The sequence below is a fragment of the Roseibium album genome, assembly GCF_965233825.1.
Lineage (GTDB): Bacteria > Pseudomonadota > Alphaproteobacteria > Rhizobiales > Stappiaceae > Roseibium > Roseibium album.
Window position 1 is genome coordinate 6,514,283 of the sequence record NZ_OZ247583.1, and the last position, 19,088, is coordinate 6,533,370.

A 19,088-nucleotide genomic window follows, 5' to 3' on the forward strand; every position below is an offset into this window, starting at 1 on the left:
TCAAACTTCAGGGAACGCAAAGGCGACAGCAAGACGATGTCAGACAAGCAAATCGACGGATCAGACGCGGAAAATGTAAGGTTTGTCGAGGACACAACGGCCTGGGCGACGTGGCTCTACTACGCCGAGTCTCGAACCCAGGCGGAAGTGGCAAAGGCGTTGGGAGTGTCCCGGGCGTCGGTGGCCAACTATCTCGCAGATGCGCGCAGGCGGGGGCTCGTTACCATAAGCCTTGCACCAGACCTTCTTGAGCAGGCGAACTTGAGTCAAAGGCTCGCAGCCCGTTTCGGATTGAAGGGCGCATTCATTGCACCGCATGTCAGTGAAGAAGACGGCGACCCGACCTTGCTTCGAAAACGTCTCGGGATCGCAGGAGCGCAGATCCTCCTGTCGCGTTTGCGAAAAGACATGACACTCGGCGTGGCCTGGGGACGCACGATGCTCGAGCTCGCAAATGCGCTGCCGGAGCGCAACCAGGAGAGCCTGCGTGTCGTGCAGGTATCCGGGAGTTCACTTGGGGATGACGCTTCGTCGCCGGAAGCGTGTACGCTTTTCATCGCAAACCGGCTTGGCGCAAGATGCCACAATTTTCACGCACCCGCTGTTGTCACCACTCCGGAACTGCGCACGGCACTGCTTCAGGAGCCATCACTGAAGCGCCATTTTGAACGCGTTCACAGCTGCTCCACGGTTGTTTTCGGTGTCGGCGAACTCAACGACGAAACCAGATGGGCCGACGGCAACAACCTGATCCAGCCATCTGCCGAGGACTACATGAAAGCCGGAGCCGCCGGCATCGTCATCGGCCGGTTTATCGATGCGCAGGGTGATGCCCTGGAAGGCGCGCTCTCCGGCCTTCAGATCGGCATGGAACTTCAGGACCTGAAAGCCGTTCCGGAACGTATCTGCGTTGCCGGTGGCGAGGAGAAACTCGATGCGCTACATGCATGCCTCACCGGAGGCTATGTCACAGATCTGGTAACTGACAGGGCAACTGCCGACCGGTTGTTGAGGGAGGACAAATGACAAAAGACCTGGTTATCGGGCTTGACAGTTCAACGCAATCGACCAAGGCAATCGCCTGGACAGCGAAGGGAGAGCCCGTTGCGGAAGGTCGTGCCTCGATCCCCTTGTACCAACCTCAACCGGGTTGGGTTGAACAGGATATCGAGGACTGGTGGTCCGCTGCCTGCTCCGCCCTGCGTCAGCTGGCAGGTGAACTGGACATGTCCCGTGTCGCGGCACTGGCAATCTCCAACCAGCGGGAAACGGTTGCCTTCGTTGATGCCAATGGCAACGCGGTTCGCCCTGCGGTCGTCTGGCTGGACGAAAGGGCCAGGCATGAAGTCGAACTTCTTTGCGAGGAGATTGGACAAGACACATTGCACGGTGTTTCGGGAAAACCGGTCGACATTATACCGGTAATTTACAAATTGTCCTGGTTCCGCCGCAACCAGCCAGACATCATGGATCGGACGGCCAGATTTGCGGACGTTCATTGTTTCCTGAGCGGACGACTTACCGGAAACTGGACGTCGAGCTGGACAAGCGCAGATCCTTTCGGTGTACTTGATATCCAGAGCATGACCTGGTCCGAGAGTTTTCTCAACCATCTTGGAATACATACAGGACAGCTGGGCACACTCGCGCGTCCAGGCACGCTTGTTGGAACGATCACTCCGGAAGCGTCAGTTCAGACTGGCTTGCCGGCGGGCTTGCCGCTCATTGCGGCCGGCGGGGATGGTCAATGCGCAGGACTGGGCGTCAATGCGGCTCGCGAGGGCGTTGTGTATCTCAACCTGGGCACCGCGTTGGTTTCCGGGGCCTGGGCACCTGATCCCATGATCAGTCTCAACTGGCGCACGATGACCTCACCGACCGGAAACGGCTATTTTCTGGAAGGATGCCAGCGCGCCGGCGCTTTCCTGCTCAACTGGTTTGTCGACACATTCGCCGGTGGTCGTGACGACCCGTCGGTGTTTTCAAAACTTGAGGCAAAAGCAGCACAGATCCCGATCGGCTCCGAGGGTGTTACGGTGTGCCCCTATCTGACCGGCTGCATGGATCCGCACTGGGATACCGGCGCGCGGGCCAGTTTCAATGGACTGTCTCCGAACCACGGGCTGGGCCACCTCTATCGTGCTGTCCTGGAGGCCATGACCCTGGAAAGCGCGCGAGCAATCTCGTCGATGAAGGAAAGCGGCCTGAAGATAGAAAAGATCGTTGCAGTCGGCGGCGGTGGCAACAGCGCCCTGTGGACCCGCATGTTCGCGGACTCAACAGGCCTGCCAGTCCATATATCTCGAAGCCTGGAGGCATCCTCGCTTGGCGCGGCCATGTGCGCAGCCTACGGAGCTGGCTTGTTTGAGACGCTGGATGAGGCGGCCGCTGAAATGAGTGAAGAAAGCGCGCCTGTCATGCCGGATCCAGGTGTGTATCAGGCGTGGCGCAACCTTTCAGATCGACAGTTTGCAAGCTATCGACCGGAATACAGGAACGCGTAGATCGCACTCGTCAATAACGAAGAGCCTCGATGGAAAAATCGGGCTCCGTGTCTCGCGACGCGCCTTGTGCCTGAACACCGCTTGCAATCAGCAATGTCTTGCAACCGACGCGGGCCGCTCCCGCGATATCATGGTGATGACTGTCGCCGATCATCAGGACCCGGGACGGATCCGGATTCCCGAGAGACTGCAGAGATTTGAGAAAAATTTCCGAACCGGGTTTTCCAGCGAAGGTTACATCTCCGCCTGCTTCGGCGTAATCGGCGGCAACAAGCCCTGGTCCAAAAGCAGCCTTGCCGTGCGAATAAACCATGTGATCCGGGTTTGCGCAGATCGCCGGAATGCCGCGCTCGGCCAAAGGCTTCAGCAGTTGCAGATAGTCCTGGCGTGACAGTTCTTCGGGTTTGAGGCCGGAAATGAGAACGAGCCGGGTCGAGGAAGCGACCTCGTTCGACGCCACAAGTCCGAGGCCTTCCAAAACAGTGACGTCGTTCTCGCGTGTGAGATTCAGGACAGCATCGCCAGGGGTCAGATCACCTTCTGCCAGCATGTCGACAATCCGGCTTCGTGCCACCATTCCCGATGTGACAATGTCTCCGATCAGGTCGGCTGTGAAACCGAAGCGATCAAGTCGTTGCCTGTTGGGCTCTTTCATGCGCCCTGAATTCGTAATCGCAACGATCGGCGTACCGGTTTGCGCCACTTTCCGAAGGCATGGCAAGGCCTCGGGAAATGGTTCATTGCCGTCGTGAAGAACGCCGAACTGGTCGATCAGAATACCATCGAACTGATCCAGAATGTCTCCCAGTCCCGAGATGTTCCTGCTCATGTCTGACCCTTCAGGAATGTCCAGGCGATCCGGGCGGATCCGGCTGCCGCCTCTCCCGATGCAACCGCAGCTTCGGGCGCATTAAGCAGGCGTGTGCGCATGCGAGTCCAGATCCTGTTGCCCGCGCCTCCCCCGACGGTCCGGATGGATGTCAATTTTGGCCCACCGAGCTCGGCAAGCCTTTCAAAACCGAGCTGTTCGATCTTCGCAATTCCTTCCAGCAATCCATGCAGAAACGCTTGCGGCAACTCCGGTCGCGGATCAACCCGAGGCTCAAGGTCCGGATCGTTCACCGGGAACCTTTCTCCGGGCCGCGGCAATGGATAGTAATCGAACCCGCTCGGAACATCCGGATCGATCAGGTCGCTCAAACTGCTGATCTCGTCCGGTGTAAAATGGGCAGCAAGTGCCCCGCCACCACTGTTGGAAGCGCCGCCCGCCAGCCATTGATTGCCGATACGATGACTGTAGATCCCGAATTCCGGTGCGAAAATTGGCCGTTCTGAAAGTAACTTCAGCGTTAATGTCGTTCCAAGTGCAGTCACCGCGTCTCCGGGTTTGGAGGCACCTGTCGCCAGAAAGGACGCACACCCGTCGGAGACACCGGCAATAATCGGTATGCCTGATGGCAAACCAAGAGCACCAGAAGTAACGCCGGTCTTCGTGCCCGTCGCAACGACGTCCGGCAACAGTTTCAATTCGATACCCGTTGCGGCCATCCAGTCCGGCCACGCTCTGGCAATCGGGTCGTATCCCGTTTTGAGCGCATTGCTTTCGTCGCTGGGCAATGCTTTCCCGGCAAGTCTCTCGGCGATCCAGTCTGCCTGATGGGCTATGCGCACGACACCCGGTCTGGTTTGCAGCGCGATGGATCGTGAGAGCGCCGAGCTTGGTCCATGAGCCGCGCTCTGCCGGGGCGCGACCTGTGCAATTGCTACGGGGATCGCCGGATCATCGACAGCGTCGTTATACATCAGCGCTGTACCGAGCGGCTGATCATCCTGGTCAAGCGCAAGCACGGTGCCCGAAGTTCCGTCGACACAGATTGCATCAATTTCCCCCGGGTCGATTGTGTGAAGCATTGAGGACAATGCTTCCGTCAACGCCCGGGACCAAACCGCTGGATCGTGTCGAGGTCCCGAGGAGAGATCCATTGCCGCCTTGGTGACGGCGACGACATTGAGATCCTGTGAGAGCGCGGCAATCCGGACACCTGATGTGCCCACATCGATCCCCAACGCAAGACGCTGGTTCATGCGCTTGCACTTTCAGTCGTGTTCAGGGCCTGACGGATTTTTTCCGCGTCCCAGTTGATCAATTCGTCTTCCTGGAGATCGGTAAGGCGTGTCACTTCGGAGCCGGGAGATACACGCACCAAAACATCGCCAAGGGCACGCACCAGGGTCAACGTCGCCGCATTCGAAGCAGCCGGCACCGCGACGCCCTTGCCGGGGCAAATGACAAGCTTGCGTTCCGACCGTTCTTGCGAACCGCGTTGTGCCGCTTCGTTTACCGTTTCGGCATCCTTGGCAACCACGCAGCCCGGCCCTAGAAAAACGACATGGTCGGGATAAAGCGAGTTACCGGACGCAATCTCGAGAAGATTATCGTCAAACGCAATGGCCTGCGTTGTCTGAAACGGTGCCGCGATCCATCCGGTATCCTGCAGGGACTGAACCCAGTCTCGATCCGGCTCTGCCAAAGTAGCATCGACCGCAGGCTCCAGTCGCCGTGATACTTCCAACAGGCATTTTTTGGCTTCAATTGCACTCGATCCCGTAGCCACCAGACCATGATTTCCCAGGATCAGCACCCTGGTGCGACCTGTGGCGCGTGCCATGATCGCCCGCGCAAGATCCAGCCCCGGCTTCTGATAAGGTATGAAAACCGCATCGAGATCCGCAAGCTTGTCTTTAACCAGATCCTCTGCATCCGATCGAATGGCAATGGCAATTGTCGCAACACAATGCGTGTGCAGGACAACAGGACTGTCGAGAAGCGCGTGAACAGAAGTCTCAATAGAAGAGTGAAGGTCGGGCGCGCCCTCCACCGAGGCAAGAAAGCCTGCCGTATCGGCCGCGCGCTCTTCCCCGGTTTTCAAGGCAGCTGAAAACCGGTCTGCATGAACGGGAACCATGATATCGCGCTCGTCAGCATCGGCAAGCCAGGTACCGGAAGCCTTGATCCACATCCGTCCGTCTTTCTTGAGCGATGTGTTTCCACCTGGTCCTTGCACCTGCAAGGGGTCTTTACCCAGTTCGGCGGAAACAGCACAGAGACTTTCAAATTCCTTGCCGCGTCGCAGATCAAGAAACGGGTTCATGGATTGCCAGCCTTTTATCCAACCAGACTTCAAAACCGGACTTTTCTTCTGGGGTCAGAAACAATCCGTGTTTGGTACGGCGCAGCAGAATGTCTTCAGCGCTGACCGCCCATTCATTCTGCAACAGCCAGACCGCTTCGCGTTCAAAGAAACAGCTCCCGAAATTTTCACCAAGATCGGATAGCTCATTCACACCATCAAGCAGCCTTACCGCATCGGTCCCGTAGCAATGCCCCAGATGGCGCAGCAGTTTCTCCGGCAAAAACGCATACCGTTTTTGAAAGCCCTTGAACCATACCTCAAATTGTTTGTCGGGAAGATCTCCGCCCGGAAGCGGGGTCTTCGCCGTCCAGGATCCGGCCATCTCCGGAAAAAAGGGCGCCAGCATCTGCAAGGCCTGTTCGGAAAGCTTCCGATAGGTTGTCAGTTTTCCGCCGAAAGCCGACAGAAGCGGCGGCAATGCGCTGTCAGGTTCCAGCGACCCGTCCAACTCGAATTGATAATCGCGGGTAACAGCTGATGCGCTTTTGTTTGCGTCGTCGTCAAAAAGAGGCCGTACGCCGGAATAGTCGAAGAGCACGTCTTCAGGCTTGAACGTTTGATCAAAGTAGCTTTCGAGGATACCGAGCAGATAGTCGATCTCGGACGCGTCGATCTCGACATCTTCAGCCCGGCCCTCAAACGGAATGTCCGTGGTGCCTATCAACGCCATGTCGTCAAAATACGGATTGACGAAAATGAGACGCTTGTCGGGTGCCTGCAGCACATAGCCATGGTCGCCCTCCCACCATTTGGGAAGAACGATATGGCTCCCCTTGACCAGACGCACGCTCATGCGCGAATTCACCCCCGCAACCTCGCCGATGACTTTCTCGACCCAGGGGCCGGCCGCGTTGACAATCGCCTTTGCGAACACGACAGAAGGGCTACCGGGATTGTCGCTCTTCAATTCGGCGCGCCAGACTTTTCCGTGCCGCCGGGCCGACAGGCACGCCGTCCTGGTAAATATCTGGGCGCCGCGGCGGGAAGCATCCACCGCATTCAGGACGACGAGACGGGCATCATCGATCCAGACATCCCAGTAACTGAAACCCTTCCGGAATTTGCCTTTCAGCCGCTTGCCCGCAACGTTCGTGCCGAGATCCAGGGAACTGGAGCCCGGGACCCGCTTTCGACCACCCAGATTGTCATAAAGGAAAAGACCCAACCGAATGAGCCATCTCGGTCTCTGTTCGGGGCTGTGGGGAAGCACAAGCTGCAACGGCCAGGAGAGATGCGGCGCTGCTTCCAGCACGACTTCACGCTCATTCAGAGCTTCGCGAACAAGCCGGAACTCGTAATATTCCAGATAACGAAGACCCCCGTGGATGTATTTCCCCGATCGTGACGAGGTTCCTTCACCCAGATCGCCTTTTTCGCAAAGGATGACAGACAATCCGCGCCCGGCCGCATCGCGGGCGACACCTGCACCGTTAATTCCACCGCCGACAACCAGAAGATCCACGGGACGCTCTGCGGATCGTCCCGCCGGTTCATACTTGGAATGGTCAGGTGTCAACAGGTTCATCGTGACCTCAACACGGACTGAGCGGAGGTTCGTCGGAAATCCAGCGCCGCACTTCTTCGGCGATCTTCTTCGCGGCAATCTTCACCGTCTTTCGGGAAGCCCCGGCAATATGAGGTGTAAGCGTCACATTCGGCAGTTGCAGAAGCGGGTCCTCGGGATTCGTCGGCTCGACGGCAAATGTTTCCAGCATCGCTCCACCGAGGTGCCCGCTCGAAAGGGCTTCAAACAGCGCATCATAATCCATCAACGGACCCCGGGCAGTATTGACCACAACGGCACCCGGCTTCATCGCCGCGAATTCATTCGCGCCGATCATTCCGGTCGTCTCCTTGGTGACCCGGGGGTGCAACGTGACGACGTCGGCTTCCTTCAGCAGGGTGTCGAGAGAAACCTGTTCAACACCACCGCGACTGTCGTCGACCGACAACTGGACATAAGGGTCATTGACAAGCACACGGGTGCCAAAGGCGCGCAACAGCTTCACGACGCGCGTTCCGACATTACCGTAGCCGATGACGCCGACACACATGTCGGACAGCTCGTTTCCCGCAATTTCCGCGCGGTACAGATCCCCCCGGTAATCACCTGCCCGCAGGGAATCATGCCCCTTGGTGATATTGCGCGTTTCGGCAATGATTGCCCCGATCGTGAATTCCGCAACTGCGGACGCGTTTCGGCCGGGTGTATTGACAACCAGCACGCCTCTTTGACGCGCCTCTTCCATCGCAATGTTGACCGGCCCGCCGCGCGATACCCCGACCAACTTGAGATTGGGAGCGGATTCCAGAACGCCGGCTGAAACGGGCGCAAGATGCGTCACCAGCACCTGCGCGTCCTGCAAGTGAGAGAGGACCATCTCAGGCGTCCCCATATACTCCTTCAAACCTTCCAGTCCGGGAGCGGCGTATCCATGTTCCATCGGTTCGTCAGGCCATGCCAGATCCATGCATTTGCAAGTGACACGATCACCGCACAGAGCCAGAATTTCTCTCTCGAAAACTGACGACTCCATGAACCGGTCACCAATGATTGCAACAGTCGTCATTTGCTCAGCTCCCGCCTGGCCTGCGCTTGGCTGTCCCACGCCTTCGGCAGGATCAGCCTCGTCTCCAGATAGGTTTTGAAAAGGGTGTCGTAGGATCCGGTAAGCCGGTCATCCGGGAGAATCGCATCGTTCAGGAGCGGGGTAACCCAGGTGTCCACGGCAGCTGCGATATCCTTGAACAGGCCCTGCTGCACGGCAGCAATCATTGCAGCTCCCGCGGCTCCGGCTTCCGGTTGGCCGATTGTTCGAACCGGTGCCTGGAGGCAGGCAGACAGCAGGATCCGGAATGCACGCGACTTTGCGGCCCCACCGGTCAAACGGATTTCTCCGGGAATGCTTCCCATGGTCTGGTAACAATCCCTGGCGGCCAGAACGAGACCGTCAAATACAGCGCGAAGCATATCGGCCCAAGTTGTCGTCTGGTCGAGGCCTGTCCAACTCGCTCTTGCATCGGGGTTGGTGAATGGACCCCGTTCACCGGCCGCCGAAATATAGGGATGGTAAAACGCACTGCCCGGCTTTGCGTCGAGCACCAAATCGTCCATCGAAACAAGGAACTGTTCGGGATCGACGCTGAGATTCTGGGACGCAAAGACCTGTGCCGCCAGGCCGAGCGCCCAGTCTATGTTCAGTGTGGCAGCCATATTGGTCTGAATCTGCGCAAATGCCCCACCGGGAAACGGCATCGTGTAGCCGCACGCGTCGTCGTTCAAAACAACGGCATCGGCATCCCTGACGAAACGCATATGCATTCCGGTTGATCCAAGAATTGTCAGGCCCGGCAGCACTGAGGGGTCGTAAAGTCCCGCGCCGAGTGCGCTGCACATGACGTCGACAAGACCAAGACTGACCGGTGTTCCCTCGACCAACCCGCACAGCTCCGCGGCTTCCCGGGTCAGACCATGGGATATCTTTGTACCGTCAATGATCGGAGGAAGCAGATCCGCGTGATCAGAAAGTCCGAGCAACTCAAGGACATCGGGGCTGTAATCCCTAGTCCGGAAGTCGCCGAACGTGAAAACACCTTCGGAAATGTCTGACGCCAGCACGCCGGTGAGCTTGTAGTAGAGCCAGTCCTTGCAGTGAAGTGCAGACGCACTTTTCTTCAGCAGATCTGGCGTGTTCTCCTGCATCCAGCAAAGATGGGTGCGCATCTGGCAAACATTGATGCCGGTGGCCGTGCGTTCGTAGATGACGCGGCTTCCATCCATCTCCGCCAATCGGCGCGAGGTTGCCGCTGACCGCGAGTCGAGCCAGAGCCAGCCGTCATGCGCGGGTTCGCCGTCCCCGTCGATGAGCCAGGTTCCGTCACCTTGACCTGTGACACCGATTGCCGCGCAACGCCTGGCACAGTCCGGGACCTCTTCCGCCAGTTGAGCGAGCACCTGCGCCGTGTCGTGCCAGGTCCGGTTCATGTCCTGTTCGACACCGCCCCCCGGCAGCGTCGTGTATTCGTTTCGACGACTGGCCAGGGCAATCTGTCGTCCGGCAAGATCAAAGGCCACGGCCTTGATCACCGAGGTTCCGGCATCGATCCCGATAAGGAGATCCTTTGCACTCATGCCAACTGTCCTCCATGACTGAGTGCATCTCCGGTGTTGTTGTCGAATATGTGCAGATCATGTGCCGAAATGGACAGGTTGATCCGATCACCCGGTTTGGGAAGCGCGAGGTCATGAACGACCGAAACGATGCTTCCACCCGCAAAGCGCGCGGCGATATGGGTCTGGTCACCAAGCCACTGATTGGCGTAAACCTCCGCCGGCAGTCCTTCTTCGGTCAATTGGACAGAATGCGGACGTATTCCGATCATCACACCCTGATCCTGCTGGATGCGCTGCTGCAATTCTTCGGAAAACGCGGCTGAGGGATAGGACAGTGCAATATCCGGTGCCAGCCGCAGATCGACACGGTCGGCAACGACCTCGGCAACCGCCGCAAAAAGGTTCATCGGCGGCTCGCCGATAAATGCGCCGGTGAAGATGTTGGCGGGCCTGTTTTTCAGGTTCTCGGGCGTATCGTATTGTTGCAACAAACCGCCTTCCATGACCGCAATGCGATCGGCAAGCGCATTGGCCTCGGTCTGGTCATGAGTCACGAGAATCGCCGTCAACTCATGTTCCTTGATGTAGTGCTTGATCCGGCCGCGCAGGATCGCCCTGAGCTGAGGCTCCAGCTGTCCCATCGGCTCGTCGAGGACATGCAGGTCGGCACGACGGATAAGCGCACGCCCCAGGCTGACCCTTTGTTGTTGCCCGCCGGATATCGCGTTCGGGTGCTTGTCCAGAATGTCGCTGATCTCCAGAAGCGCCGCGATCTGCTCGACCCTTGTATTGACTTCCGCCTGGCGTAACCTTTCAGACTTGAGGGCGAACGCGATGTTTTCGCGGATTGTCAGGGGCGGATAAAGAGAATAGCCCTCGAACGCCATTGCGACGCCTCGCTTTGCCGGCGCGAGCCGGTCAATCCGGCGCCCGTCAATATCGACCTCGCCCGAACTCACTTCTTCGAATCCTGCGATCATGCGCAGCGTCGATGTCTTGCCACAACCCGATGATCCCAGCAATGCAACGATCTCGCCGCGTTCAACCTCAAGATCGAGATCCTGGACCGCGTGCACCTCGTGCGCAGTGCCGGGATTGTATTTTTTGTTGACAGTTTTCAGGTGGAGTTGCGCCGTCATGCTGCTTCCTCCACCCGATTGCCGTCAGGCTCTGGCGCGATCCTGTTTCCCGTTTCCCGATCGAACAGGATCGCGTCCCGCGCCGCGATCTGCAGGTTCACCTTGGGACCGGTCGGAACCGGATCCTGAGCCGGTTGGGACAAAAGAATTTCCCGCCCACGCAATGTCGTCACCAGCGTCACGGTCTTTTCGTTGAACGGGGTGACCGCCTCGATTGTGACCGGAAATCCACCGGTCTCGGTAAATGACAGGGCCTCCGGCCTCAATCCGACAATGCAATCCCTGCCGGCAACGCCCGGAAACTTGCCATGAAAGTCGACCCTCTGATCGGACAGGAATGCGTGCAGGCCCCGGTCGTCTTCCTTGGGAACAACGTCGAGTAGGTTGATGGTCGGGTCTCCGAAAAGTTGCGCAATCTGCGTGTTCGCGGGACGCCGATAAATGTCGTCGGGAGATCCGATCTGGACAATCTTGCCCTGGTCCAGAACGGCGATACGGTCTCCGAGAGCCATGGCTTCCTTGTAGTCCTGCGTGACGTAAATGATCGTCGCGCCACGATCCGCCAGGAGGCGCGGCAACTCCAGGCGCATTTCAAATCGCAATTTTGCATCCACGTTGCGCAGGGGATCATCGAGCAGCAGAACCCTGGGTTCGGAGACCAGGGCCCGGGCAAGTGCCGTACGCTGTTTCTGACCATTCGAGAGCGCCTTGGGCGCGTGCGAAAGGACATGTTCGATCTTCAGGAGCTTCGCGACCGCATCCACTTTCGTGCGGATCTCCGAGGCCGACATGCGCTTCGATGTGAGCGAACTTGCAATATTGTCATACGCCGTCATGTGGGGAAACAGCGCAAAATTCTGAAACGCCATTCCGATGCCGCGATATTCCGGAGGTACGCTCGTCACATCCTCACCGCCGATGACGACGGTTCCGTCATCGGGTTCGATCGCCCCGGCGATGCTGCGCAACAAGACGGTCTTCCCTGCACCGGACTTGCCGAACAGCACGAGCGTCCCCCCTTTCTGCACACTCAGCGATACCTCGTCCAGAACGGTCTCACCGCTGAAGGATTTCGAAAGTGAGGTGAGTTCGAGAAATTCCATCCGCATCAACCCTTCACCGCACCGAGGGAAAGCCCTTCGACAAGATATCGCTGTGCCCACAGGGCGAGCGCCAGTGTCGGCGCGATCGACAGCACGATTGCGGCCGCGATCTGCCCATATTGAATGCCGGACGCAGTCACGAAGGCAAGCGCCCCGACTGTGACCGGCTGCTTGTCTGCGGAGGCAAGCACCAGCGCGAAGATGAAATTGTTCCAGGCAAAGATGAATGCCAGCAGGCCGGCTGCGGCAATACCCGGACCGGCAAGCGGCAAGGCAATCTTGCGGAAAGTGGAAAACCAGCTATGGCCCGCGATCCTGTAGGCGTATTCGATATCCGGTGAGATATCTTCAAAATAGCCGCGCACGATCCACAGGATTAGCGGCAGGCAGATCAGCTGGTAGACCCAGACGAGCCCGAGATACGTATCGGCAAGACCTATTTCCTGGAAGTAGAGCGTCAAAGGAAGCAGGACCAGAAGTGGTGGGGCAAAGCGGAAAGACAGCAGCGTGAAGGCGATATCTTCCGAGCCCCTGAACTTGTGCCGCGCAAAGGCATAGGCCGCAGGCACACCAAGGACCAGGGCAACGGCGACCGAACACACCGACAGGATAATCGAATTCATCAGGTTGTTCACAAAATCGATGCCCATGCTGGCAACGTTTGAATCGAGCCGCCCGGCAATGATCGCCATGTAGTTGTCCAGCGTCGGCGTAAAGGACATCGAAGGCGGCGACCGCAGGATCGTTTCGTTCGTCTGAAAGCTCATGAGCACGATCCAGAAAATCGGAAACATGAAAAAGACGATGATGATGGAGAGCGCGACTCGTCGGAACCAGCGTTCCAGGAAAGAAGTATGATCCATCTCACGCGCCCCCTTTTGCGCGTTCACGCAGCCGAAGCCAGTTTTTGACGAATATGTTGGACAAGAAATATGTGATTGCCCACAGGATCAGCAGCAAAGCCGCAGATCGTCCGACATTGGTCGACTGGAAGAAATTCAGATACGCCTCCACCTGGAACACCATCAGCGTGTCCCCCGGTCCGCCCTGGGTCATCGCATAAATGATATCGAATTGCTGGATTGAATCGAGCAGCCGGAACAGAGCTGCCGTGAGGATATAAGGCATCAGCATCGGCAACGTGATCCGCCAGAACTGTTCCAGTTGCGGCACACCATCAAGGGCAGCGGCCTCGAAGGGTTGGGTTGGCAGCGATCGCAAACCGGCGAGCAGAAGGATCATCATGAAAGGCGTATAGACCCAGATATCGACGAGGATCACGGTAAACAGCGCCGTTCCCGGCGAAGATCCCCAGCGAAAATCATCGAACCCGATCACCTGCATGAAGTAACTCAGGATCCCGAAATTCGGATTGGTCATCAATTTGAACATCAGTGCCGCGAGGGCCGGTGCCGTCATGAGCGGCAAAAGCAGCATGATGGAAACGAAATTGTTGACGGTACTCCGCTTTTTCAGCAGGAGCGCGATCGCCAGACCGAGCAACAGTTCGAGGACCACCGTGGAGCCGGCATAAACCAGCGATACCTTCAGAGTGTTCCAGAAATCGGAATCGGTGAGAAACTTGACGTAGTTCTCACCCCAGTTCATCCCCCGGTTCCAGGGCTGGGACATCCTGTAGCGCTGCAGCGAGTAGAAAATCGCCGTAACGAACGGAATGAGTATCCCTATGCACACAAGAAGCGCTGGAAGACTCAGGACATAGGGAAGCACCTTTGGCGAGATCAGTTGACGTCGCCGGGTCGTCAAGGTGTCGGTCATGGAAACACCAGGCTTGGAGTGTCTTTGTTGATTGGCTCAAGACGGCATGCGCGGTGTTGGGTACCGCGCATGCCGCAGGCTGCGACCTATCTCAATCCCGCTTCACTGAGCTGGGAATTCATGCTCTGTGCGAGTTGATCAAGGCCCTCATCGACCGGAACCTCGTTGGCAACCATCCGCTGCAAGGTGGCCGCCCACTCTGTGGTCAGATCGAAGAACAATGGCTGTGCGGTGAATTTGATCGACGCTCCGGGTGCTGAAACGTCATGCATTTCCACGTAACCCGGATAGTTCTTGTTCAACCGCTCACGGAAGACGTCGCTGTCCCATACCGACTTGCGGACAGGGTTCACGAAGTCCATTTCCGTCGCACCGAACAATCCGTGCTCCGGACCCGAGGCCCACTGCATGAAGTACCAGGTTGCATCAAGGTCCTTGGAGAACTTTGACATGGCCAGGGACCAGATCCAGATATTGGGGGTCGGTGCCGATGCTGCCGGGTTCGCCGCAAACGGGGCAAACTGCAACTGGCCTGCCATCGCGTTCTCGCCGCCATTCATGAAATAGCCCAGGATGTCGGCATCGAAGATCATCGCGGACTTGCCGGCACCCAGATCCGTTCCGACCTGGTACCAGGTATGGGTCGACCAGTCGCTCGCACCGCTTTCCTGGATCATCTTGACCCATTTGGAGTGGAATTCCTTGGACCCGGCCGTGTTCATCGCCGCGCTCAGCTTGCCGCCGTCATTCGACAGGTCGTGCTCGCCGAAATTCGCGTAGGCCGAAAGGAAACCCGGGTGAATCGTCGCCCAGGAGCGTGATCCGCGAACGCCGACGCCGTAAACACCATCATTGGCTGCCTGAACCGCAGCGGCAGCTTCCAGCATCTCGTCCAGGTTGGTCGGCACCTTGACGCCGGCCTTTTCGAACATCGCCGCATTGAAGGTGATGTTGTTCTGCTCGTAACCCCAGGGAATACACCACTGCTTGGCATCGGGCGAACCGAGTTCACCGCCCGGAACACCATTCCAGGCACAGGACTTGCGCACGCCTTCCAGCATGTCGTCCCAATTGTAGTTCGGATTGGTTTTCGAAGGGTCGTTGAGCCATTCATTGTGGTCGACAATCCAGCCCGCCGGACCGTAGGTCCATGTCATGTAAGCGCCGGTCATGAACGCATCATACTCGCTCGAGCGAGACGACAGCGCAGCCGTCACCTTGTCGAAATAGACGTCTTCGGGAAAGATGTCGTAGGAAACATCCATTCCGGTCATGTCTTTGAAGTTCGGCAGGTTCGCTATCATGGCATCCGTATAGGGATGCTTGTTCAGCAGCAGTTTTACGCTCTTGCCTTTATGTTTCTGCCAATCGAAATCGGCGGCATGCGCATTGTTCGCCATCATGTTGTAGAGCGTTCCCGCAGATGCTGCGGTCATGCCAAGTCCGCCAAGACGTCGAATAAGCGCCCTGCGATCCATCTCCCCGCGCAGGAACGCCCCTATGGCATCTTTTTCCTTTTCGTACATCTGTATTTCCTCCCTAGTGAATCCTGGCTCGTCGCGTCATTCGTGGTCTTCTACAAGCGCTTTTGCAGTTACCTCGTCTGTCAGTAGACCGGTCAGATGACCGTTCTTCAGTGCAGCAGTAATCGCCTTGACCTTGTTTGCTCCTCCAGCAATCGCGGTCACTTCGCGTCCTTTCAGGCTTTTGATCGGCGGCGCCATGACCCGTTGGTCAAATTCCGTCTCGATCTGTTGCCCGTCGATGTCGAAGAACTGGCCAAGCAATTCCGCGACAGCTCCGCCTTCACGGAGTTCTCTCGTCTTGTTCGGATCGTCTATCGCCGTGTCGATGATGCTGCCTGAATCCGGATCGAGACTTCCGACACCGAGCACAACCAGCGACGCCTCGTCGATCAGCGCCATCGTGTCGGCAATGCCGAACTGCTTCATCATCACCGCCTTGTCTTCCGCGGTATTTGCATAGAGCGGGGCAGGCAGAAGATGCGCCTCCGCGCCCGTCTTCTGGGCGAGCCGATAGATCACGTCATAGGGATTGGCGGCAAAGGAACGGGTCAGTCCACCAAGCACGGAAACGAACTGCTTGCCGACGACAGGGTCCCGCCCCATGGCATTGACCGAACCGGTAAGCGTCCGGCCATTGCCAAGACCGATCGTCTTGTGGCGCTTGCCGCTTGAAACCTCCATGAGATACTGCGCGCCCACGGTTGCAAGCGATCGAAGAGGCATCGGTCCGCTTTCGGGAATCTCCATTGCGACCCGGCAGAACTTCAGACCGAACCGCTCCATGAGCCGGCGTTCCAGCATGACGCACTCGGTCGCTTCAACATCGACGAAAATCTGGACCAGACCGTCCGCCTGCGCACGTGCGATCAGCCGGTGTGCCCGGGTATTGGTGACGTTGAGATGACGGGCCACTTCGCCTTGCGTGAGCCCGCCGACAAAATGCAGCCAGGCGGCACGAGCAGCCACATCAGGATTGTTTTTTGCCTCTACCGCCATTCACATCGCTCAATTGCAAAATATTGCACTGATGCAAAATATTGCACTTTGAGGTCACGAGGTCAAGTTGCCGGTCGTTCCGGCAACTCAATTCAAATCAACGGCGCCGGAACACCAGTTCGGAATTTTGCGCGGATATCGAGTTTTATTGACGCGTTGCACGACACCATCAGAGGCCAGACGAGCTAGTGCACATCAAGGAAACCGGACAGTCGGCAAGTCGGGAATAACTGCTCCCCTGGGAAGGATCCCTCAGCGGACAATATTGCCACTTGCAAGAGGTTCGCTTCAGATTAGCCGGCGCAGGTCGGCTTCGTTGAAACATTCAATGGCCGCCTGGAGAACAAACTGCTTTTTTGAGCAATGGTCACAGCTATCGCCGCGTTCGCCAGTTCATCGGAAACTGGAAGTTGGCGACCAACTGAGCCGGCAAACTGGAACTCCGGCCGGCTCGCGCCAGCCGGATTTTCGACCGGTCACAATGGAACAATGCCGGATGCCGCTAACCGGTTTCCCCTCCTGGTGCAGAATGCCGTGAGGTTCGGTTGGCTGGCGATGGTGGGCATCAACGCTCGTGCACATTCAAACTGGTATCAGGTCGCCGCGTAAACTTGGTCAGATCGACTGTCGAGCAGTTCTCATCGTGAAAGCCACGTCGAATAAGAGTTCGGCGAGAGTATCACCGGCATGTGATACCTGGCATTGTTGTCGGGCATTCGAAAACGCAGGACGACTTCGCCAATGATCTGATTGTTGTCTGCTTCCGGGTGTATTTCAGCCCAATAACGTCCAGACCCAAGAACCAGTTCGTAGTCGGCCGACGGATCGATCTCGCTTGCGTCTATCGTTTCGACCAAACGACCACCCGGATCCGTTTCGCTCGCGAAGACGCATCTTCTGGACCCGTCTTGGCCTATCTCGTGGAGCACAATGCCGACACTGCCCGCATGTGTTCCATCAACCCCGTTCAGGACATGAGAAGAGACAACGGCCATCACTCGATCGAGGCCTTGTCGCGCTTGTCGGATGTCGCGGCAACAATCGGACTGATAACCCCTCTGCATTTGACATTGACGCATGCCGTCTTGCCGCTTGCGATTGCCCGCTGAAGTGCCGGGCCGAACTGCTCCCTGCGCTCTACAAGTTCGCCGTATCCTCCAAGACCTTCGAACATCGAGTGAAAGGGTATGTCCCTGAAGTCGGTCGCAAAGTGCTGCTGGTTCTTGAACAGTCGTTCCTGCTGCTGGCTGATGCAATCCAGGCCGCCATTGTTGTCAACGACAACCACGATCGGAATATTCTCCTGAAAACAGGTCTCGATCGACAGTCCGCCCGACAAGAACGCCCCGTCACCGGTCACGAGCACCACGGTCTTGTCGGGATGCGTGTTTTTTGCGGCGAGTGCAAATGAAACCCCCACACCCAGCAGGCTGTAGTTGCCCGGGTGAAGTATTCCGCCAAGTGTGCGTCCTCTTGCGGCAGCAATATTCGTGGCGATTTCATTCCAGAAGTGGGTATTGCCGCCGTCAAAGACCAGCCAGTCGCCATCGGTCATGCCGGCCTGGACATCAAGTGCAAGCTGGAGAGGGTGCATCTGGCGGCCCTGCGCGGTGTCTTCAGCGGTTTCTGCGGCAATATGGTCCGACCATTCCGACACCCAGTCGGAACGCCGCCTGCGTTGGAGTTCCAGCCAGTCGGTCCAGGTTTCAGATACACCCGCCAGGGCCTCCAGAAACGCTCCGGGATCGGACAGAAGCTGAATGTCGGCTCCGATATTGTATTCGAGCTCTTCATGGCTGCCGTTCACACAGATCAACTTCGTTTCCGGCGGTATGAACGGCGGATTGCCGAAATTCATCTGGTTGTCCAGTCGGCATCCCACCATCAGGACCAGATCGGCTTCATGAATGGCTGGTCTGGAGGGATGGTACTGGTGAAAGTCGGCGAGCCCCATATAGGCGTCACAATCCTCTCCCAGCATCTTGGTGTGATAGGGCACATTGAAAACGGGCATCTTCAGTCTGGTGCCGGCAAAGCCGAGTTTTGCTTCGCTTCCGCTCCACCAGACCCCGTGCCCGCCAATCATCACCGGCCGTTCCGCCGCCTTCACAAGATCCAGCACTTCCGCCAGTCGGCTGGGGTCCGGCCACGCGCGGGGGAGTGGTCTGTCTGACCGGTCAAACGGACGTTCGGCCCGGCCAGCATCTTCTTCGAATGAAGAAAACATGATGTCCACGGGCAGCGCCAGGTGAACCGGACCGGGATATCCCGTCGTGGCCGCGGTCCAGGCACGATCGACAAATTCGCTGATGCGTGTGCCATCGACTATTTGCGCGGAGTATTTGCACAGCGGTGCGGCAATCGCGACGTCGTCGATCTCCTTGAAACCACCTGCCCCCTGCCGTTTGAGCGTCGACGAACCGGTGACGAAAATGACCGGGCTGCGTTCCCCCCAGGCCTCCAGCATGGCAGGCACCGCATTGGCAAAGCCTTCCGGCCCGACCAGGCAGACGGCGGGTTTGCGAGTGATCCTGGCATGACCATCCGCCAGATGCCCTGATACCTGCTCGTGCGGGCAGTTGATCACGGGCATCTGACATTCCATGAAACCTTCCAGGGCCGGGTTACAGAACCCGCCGGCAAGAGTGAAGACATGGTCCACACCCTTTTCCTTGAATGCACGGGCAAGCAATGCTCCGCCGCGAATTTTCGCAACAGCGTTCATGATTGGGA

The 19,088-nt window shown here is 57.7% G+C and carries 16 protein-coding genes; 2 read left to right on the forward strand and 14 right to left on the reverse strand.

The features are described 5' to 3' along the window. Window positions 1–36: 36 nt before the first annotated feature. A complete protein-coding gene (locus ACO6TI_RS29970; protein WP_422383955.1) occupies window positions 37–1,026 on the forward strand; it encodes a sugar-binding transcriptional regulator in 990 nt (329 codons plus the stop codon). Continuing rightward, window positions 1,023–2,504, forward strand: a complete 1,482-nt coding sequence (locus ACO6TI_RS29975) for a xylulokinase (RefSeq protein WP_422383956.1) — start codon at window positions 1,023–1,025, stop codon at window positions 2,502–2,504. Before ACO6TI_RS29970 ends, ACO6TI_RS29975 begins: the two co-directional genes overlap by 4 nt. A gap of 10 nt (window positions 2,505–2,514) precedes the next feature. Here ACO6TI_RS29975 and ACO6TI_RS29980 read toward each other — a convergent pair whose 3' ends face one another. From ACO6TI_RS29980 to ACO6TI_RS30045, 14 genes are all read right to left on the reverse strand, one after another. Continuing rightward, a complete protein-coding gene (locus tag ACO6TI_RS29980; RefSeq protein ID WP_422383957.1) occupies window positions 2,515–3,333 on the reverse strand; it encodes a TIGR01459 family HAD-type hydrolase in 819 nt (272 codons plus the stop codon). After that, window positions 3,330–4,589, reverse strand: coding sequence for an FGGY-family carbohydrate kinase (locus ACO6TI_RS29985; RefSeq protein WP_422383958.1), 1,260 nt, complete (start codon window positions 4,587–4,589; stop codon window positions 3,330–3,332). Before ACO6TI_RS29985 ends, ACO6TI_RS29980 begins: the two co-directional genes overlap by 4 nt. Continuing rightward, window positions 4,586–5,656: a class II aldolase/adducin family protein gene (locus ACO6TI_RS29990; protein ID WP_422383959.1), complete on the reverse strand. Its 1,071-nt coding sequence runs from the start codon at window positions 5,654–5,656 to the stop codon at window positions 4,586–4,588. The genes ACO6TI_RS29985 and ACO6TI_RS29990 overlap by 4 nt, the downstream gene beginning before the upstream one ends. Continuing rightward, window positions 5,640–7,223, reverse strand: a complete 1,584-nt coding sequence (locus ACO6TI_RS29995; protein ID WP_422383960.1) for a glycerol-3-phosphate dehydrogenase — start codon at window positions 7,221–7,223, stop codon at window positions 5,640–5,642. Before ACO6TI_RS29995 ends, ACO6TI_RS29990 begins: the two co-directional genes overlap by 17 nt. Before the next feature lie 7 nt (window positions 7,224–7,230). Continuing rightward, complete coding sequence (locus ACO6TI_RS30000; RefSeq protein ID WP_196879627.1) at window positions 7,231–8,268, reverse strand: 2-hydroxyacid dehydrogenase; 1,038 nt, start codon at window positions 8,266–8,268, stop codon at window positions 7,231–7,233. Further along, the gene (locus ACO6TI_RS30005; RefSeq protein ID WP_422383961.1) at window positions 8,265–9,830 is read right to left on the reverse strand and encodes an FGGY family carbohydrate kinase; all 1,566 of its coding nucleotides are present in this window, start codon (window positions 9,828–9,830) and stop codon (window positions 8,265–8,267) included. Before ACO6TI_RS30005 ends, ACO6TI_RS30000 begins: the two co-directional genes overlap by 4 nt. Continuing rightward, window positions 9,827–10,951 carry an ABC transporter ATP-binding protein gene (locus ACO6TI_RS30010; protein ID WP_055112876.1) on the reverse strand — a complete coding sequence of 375 codons (1,125 nt, stop codon included), beginning with the start codon at window positions 10,949–10,951 and terminating at the stop codon, window positions 9,827–9,829. Before ACO6TI_RS30010 ends, ACO6TI_RS30005 begins: the two co-directional genes overlap by 4 nt. After that, a complete protein-coding gene (locus ACO6TI_RS30015) occupies window positions 10,948–12,054 on the reverse strand; it encodes an ABC transporter ATP-binding protein (RefSeq protein ID WP_422385346.1) in 1,107 nt (368 codons plus the stop codon). The genes ACO6TI_RS30010 and ACO6TI_RS30015 overlap by 4 nt, the downstream gene beginning before the upstream one ends. 5 nt (window positions 12,055–12,059) lie before the next feature. Continuing rightward, on the reverse strand, window positions 12,060–12,917 hold the full coding sequence (locus ACO6TI_RS30020) for a carbohydrate ABC transporter permease (RefSeq protein WP_055112878.1): 858 nt from the start codon (window positions 12,915–12,917) through the stop codon (window positions 12,060–12,062). Between the two features lies 1 nt (window position 12,918). Continuing rightward, entirely contained in the window at window positions 12,919–13,833 is a 915-nt protein-coding gene (locus tag ACO6TI_RS30025) for a carbohydrate ABC transporter permease (protein ID WP_055112880.1), read from the reverse strand. 86 nt (window positions 13,834–13,919) lie between these two features. Then, on the reverse strand, window positions 13,920–15,359 hold the full coding sequence (locus tag ACO6TI_RS30030; RefSeq protein ID WP_029061153.1) for an extracellular solute-binding protein: 1,440 nt from the start codon (window positions 15,357–15,359) through the stop codon (window positions 13,920–13,922). 36 nt (window positions 15,360–15,395) lie between these two features. Then, window positions 15,396–16,355 (reverse strand): sugar-binding transcriptional regulator, encoded by a 960-nt coding sequence (locus ACO6TI_RS30035; protein WP_055112882.1) that lies wholly within the window; start codon window positions 16,353–16,355, stop codon window positions 15,396–15,398. A 638-nt stretch (window positions 16,356–16,993) separates the two neighbouring features. After that, window positions 16,994–17,350, reverse strand: coding sequence for a 5-hydroxyisourate hydrolase (locus ACO6TI_RS30040; RefSeq protein WP_055112884.1), 357 nt, complete (start codon window positions 17,348–17,350; stop codon window positions 16,994–16,996). Then, the gene (locus ACO6TI_RS30045) at window positions 17,350–19,080 is read right to left on the reverse strand and encodes a thiamine pyrophosphate-binding protein (RefSeq protein WP_348315608.1); all 1,731 of its coding nucleotides are present in this window, start codon (window positions 19,078–19,080) and stop codon (window positions 17,350–17,352) included. Before ACO6TI_RS30045 ends, ACO6TI_RS30040 begins: the two co-directional genes overlap by 1 nt. Window positions 19,081–19,088 lie beyond the last annotated feature (8 nt).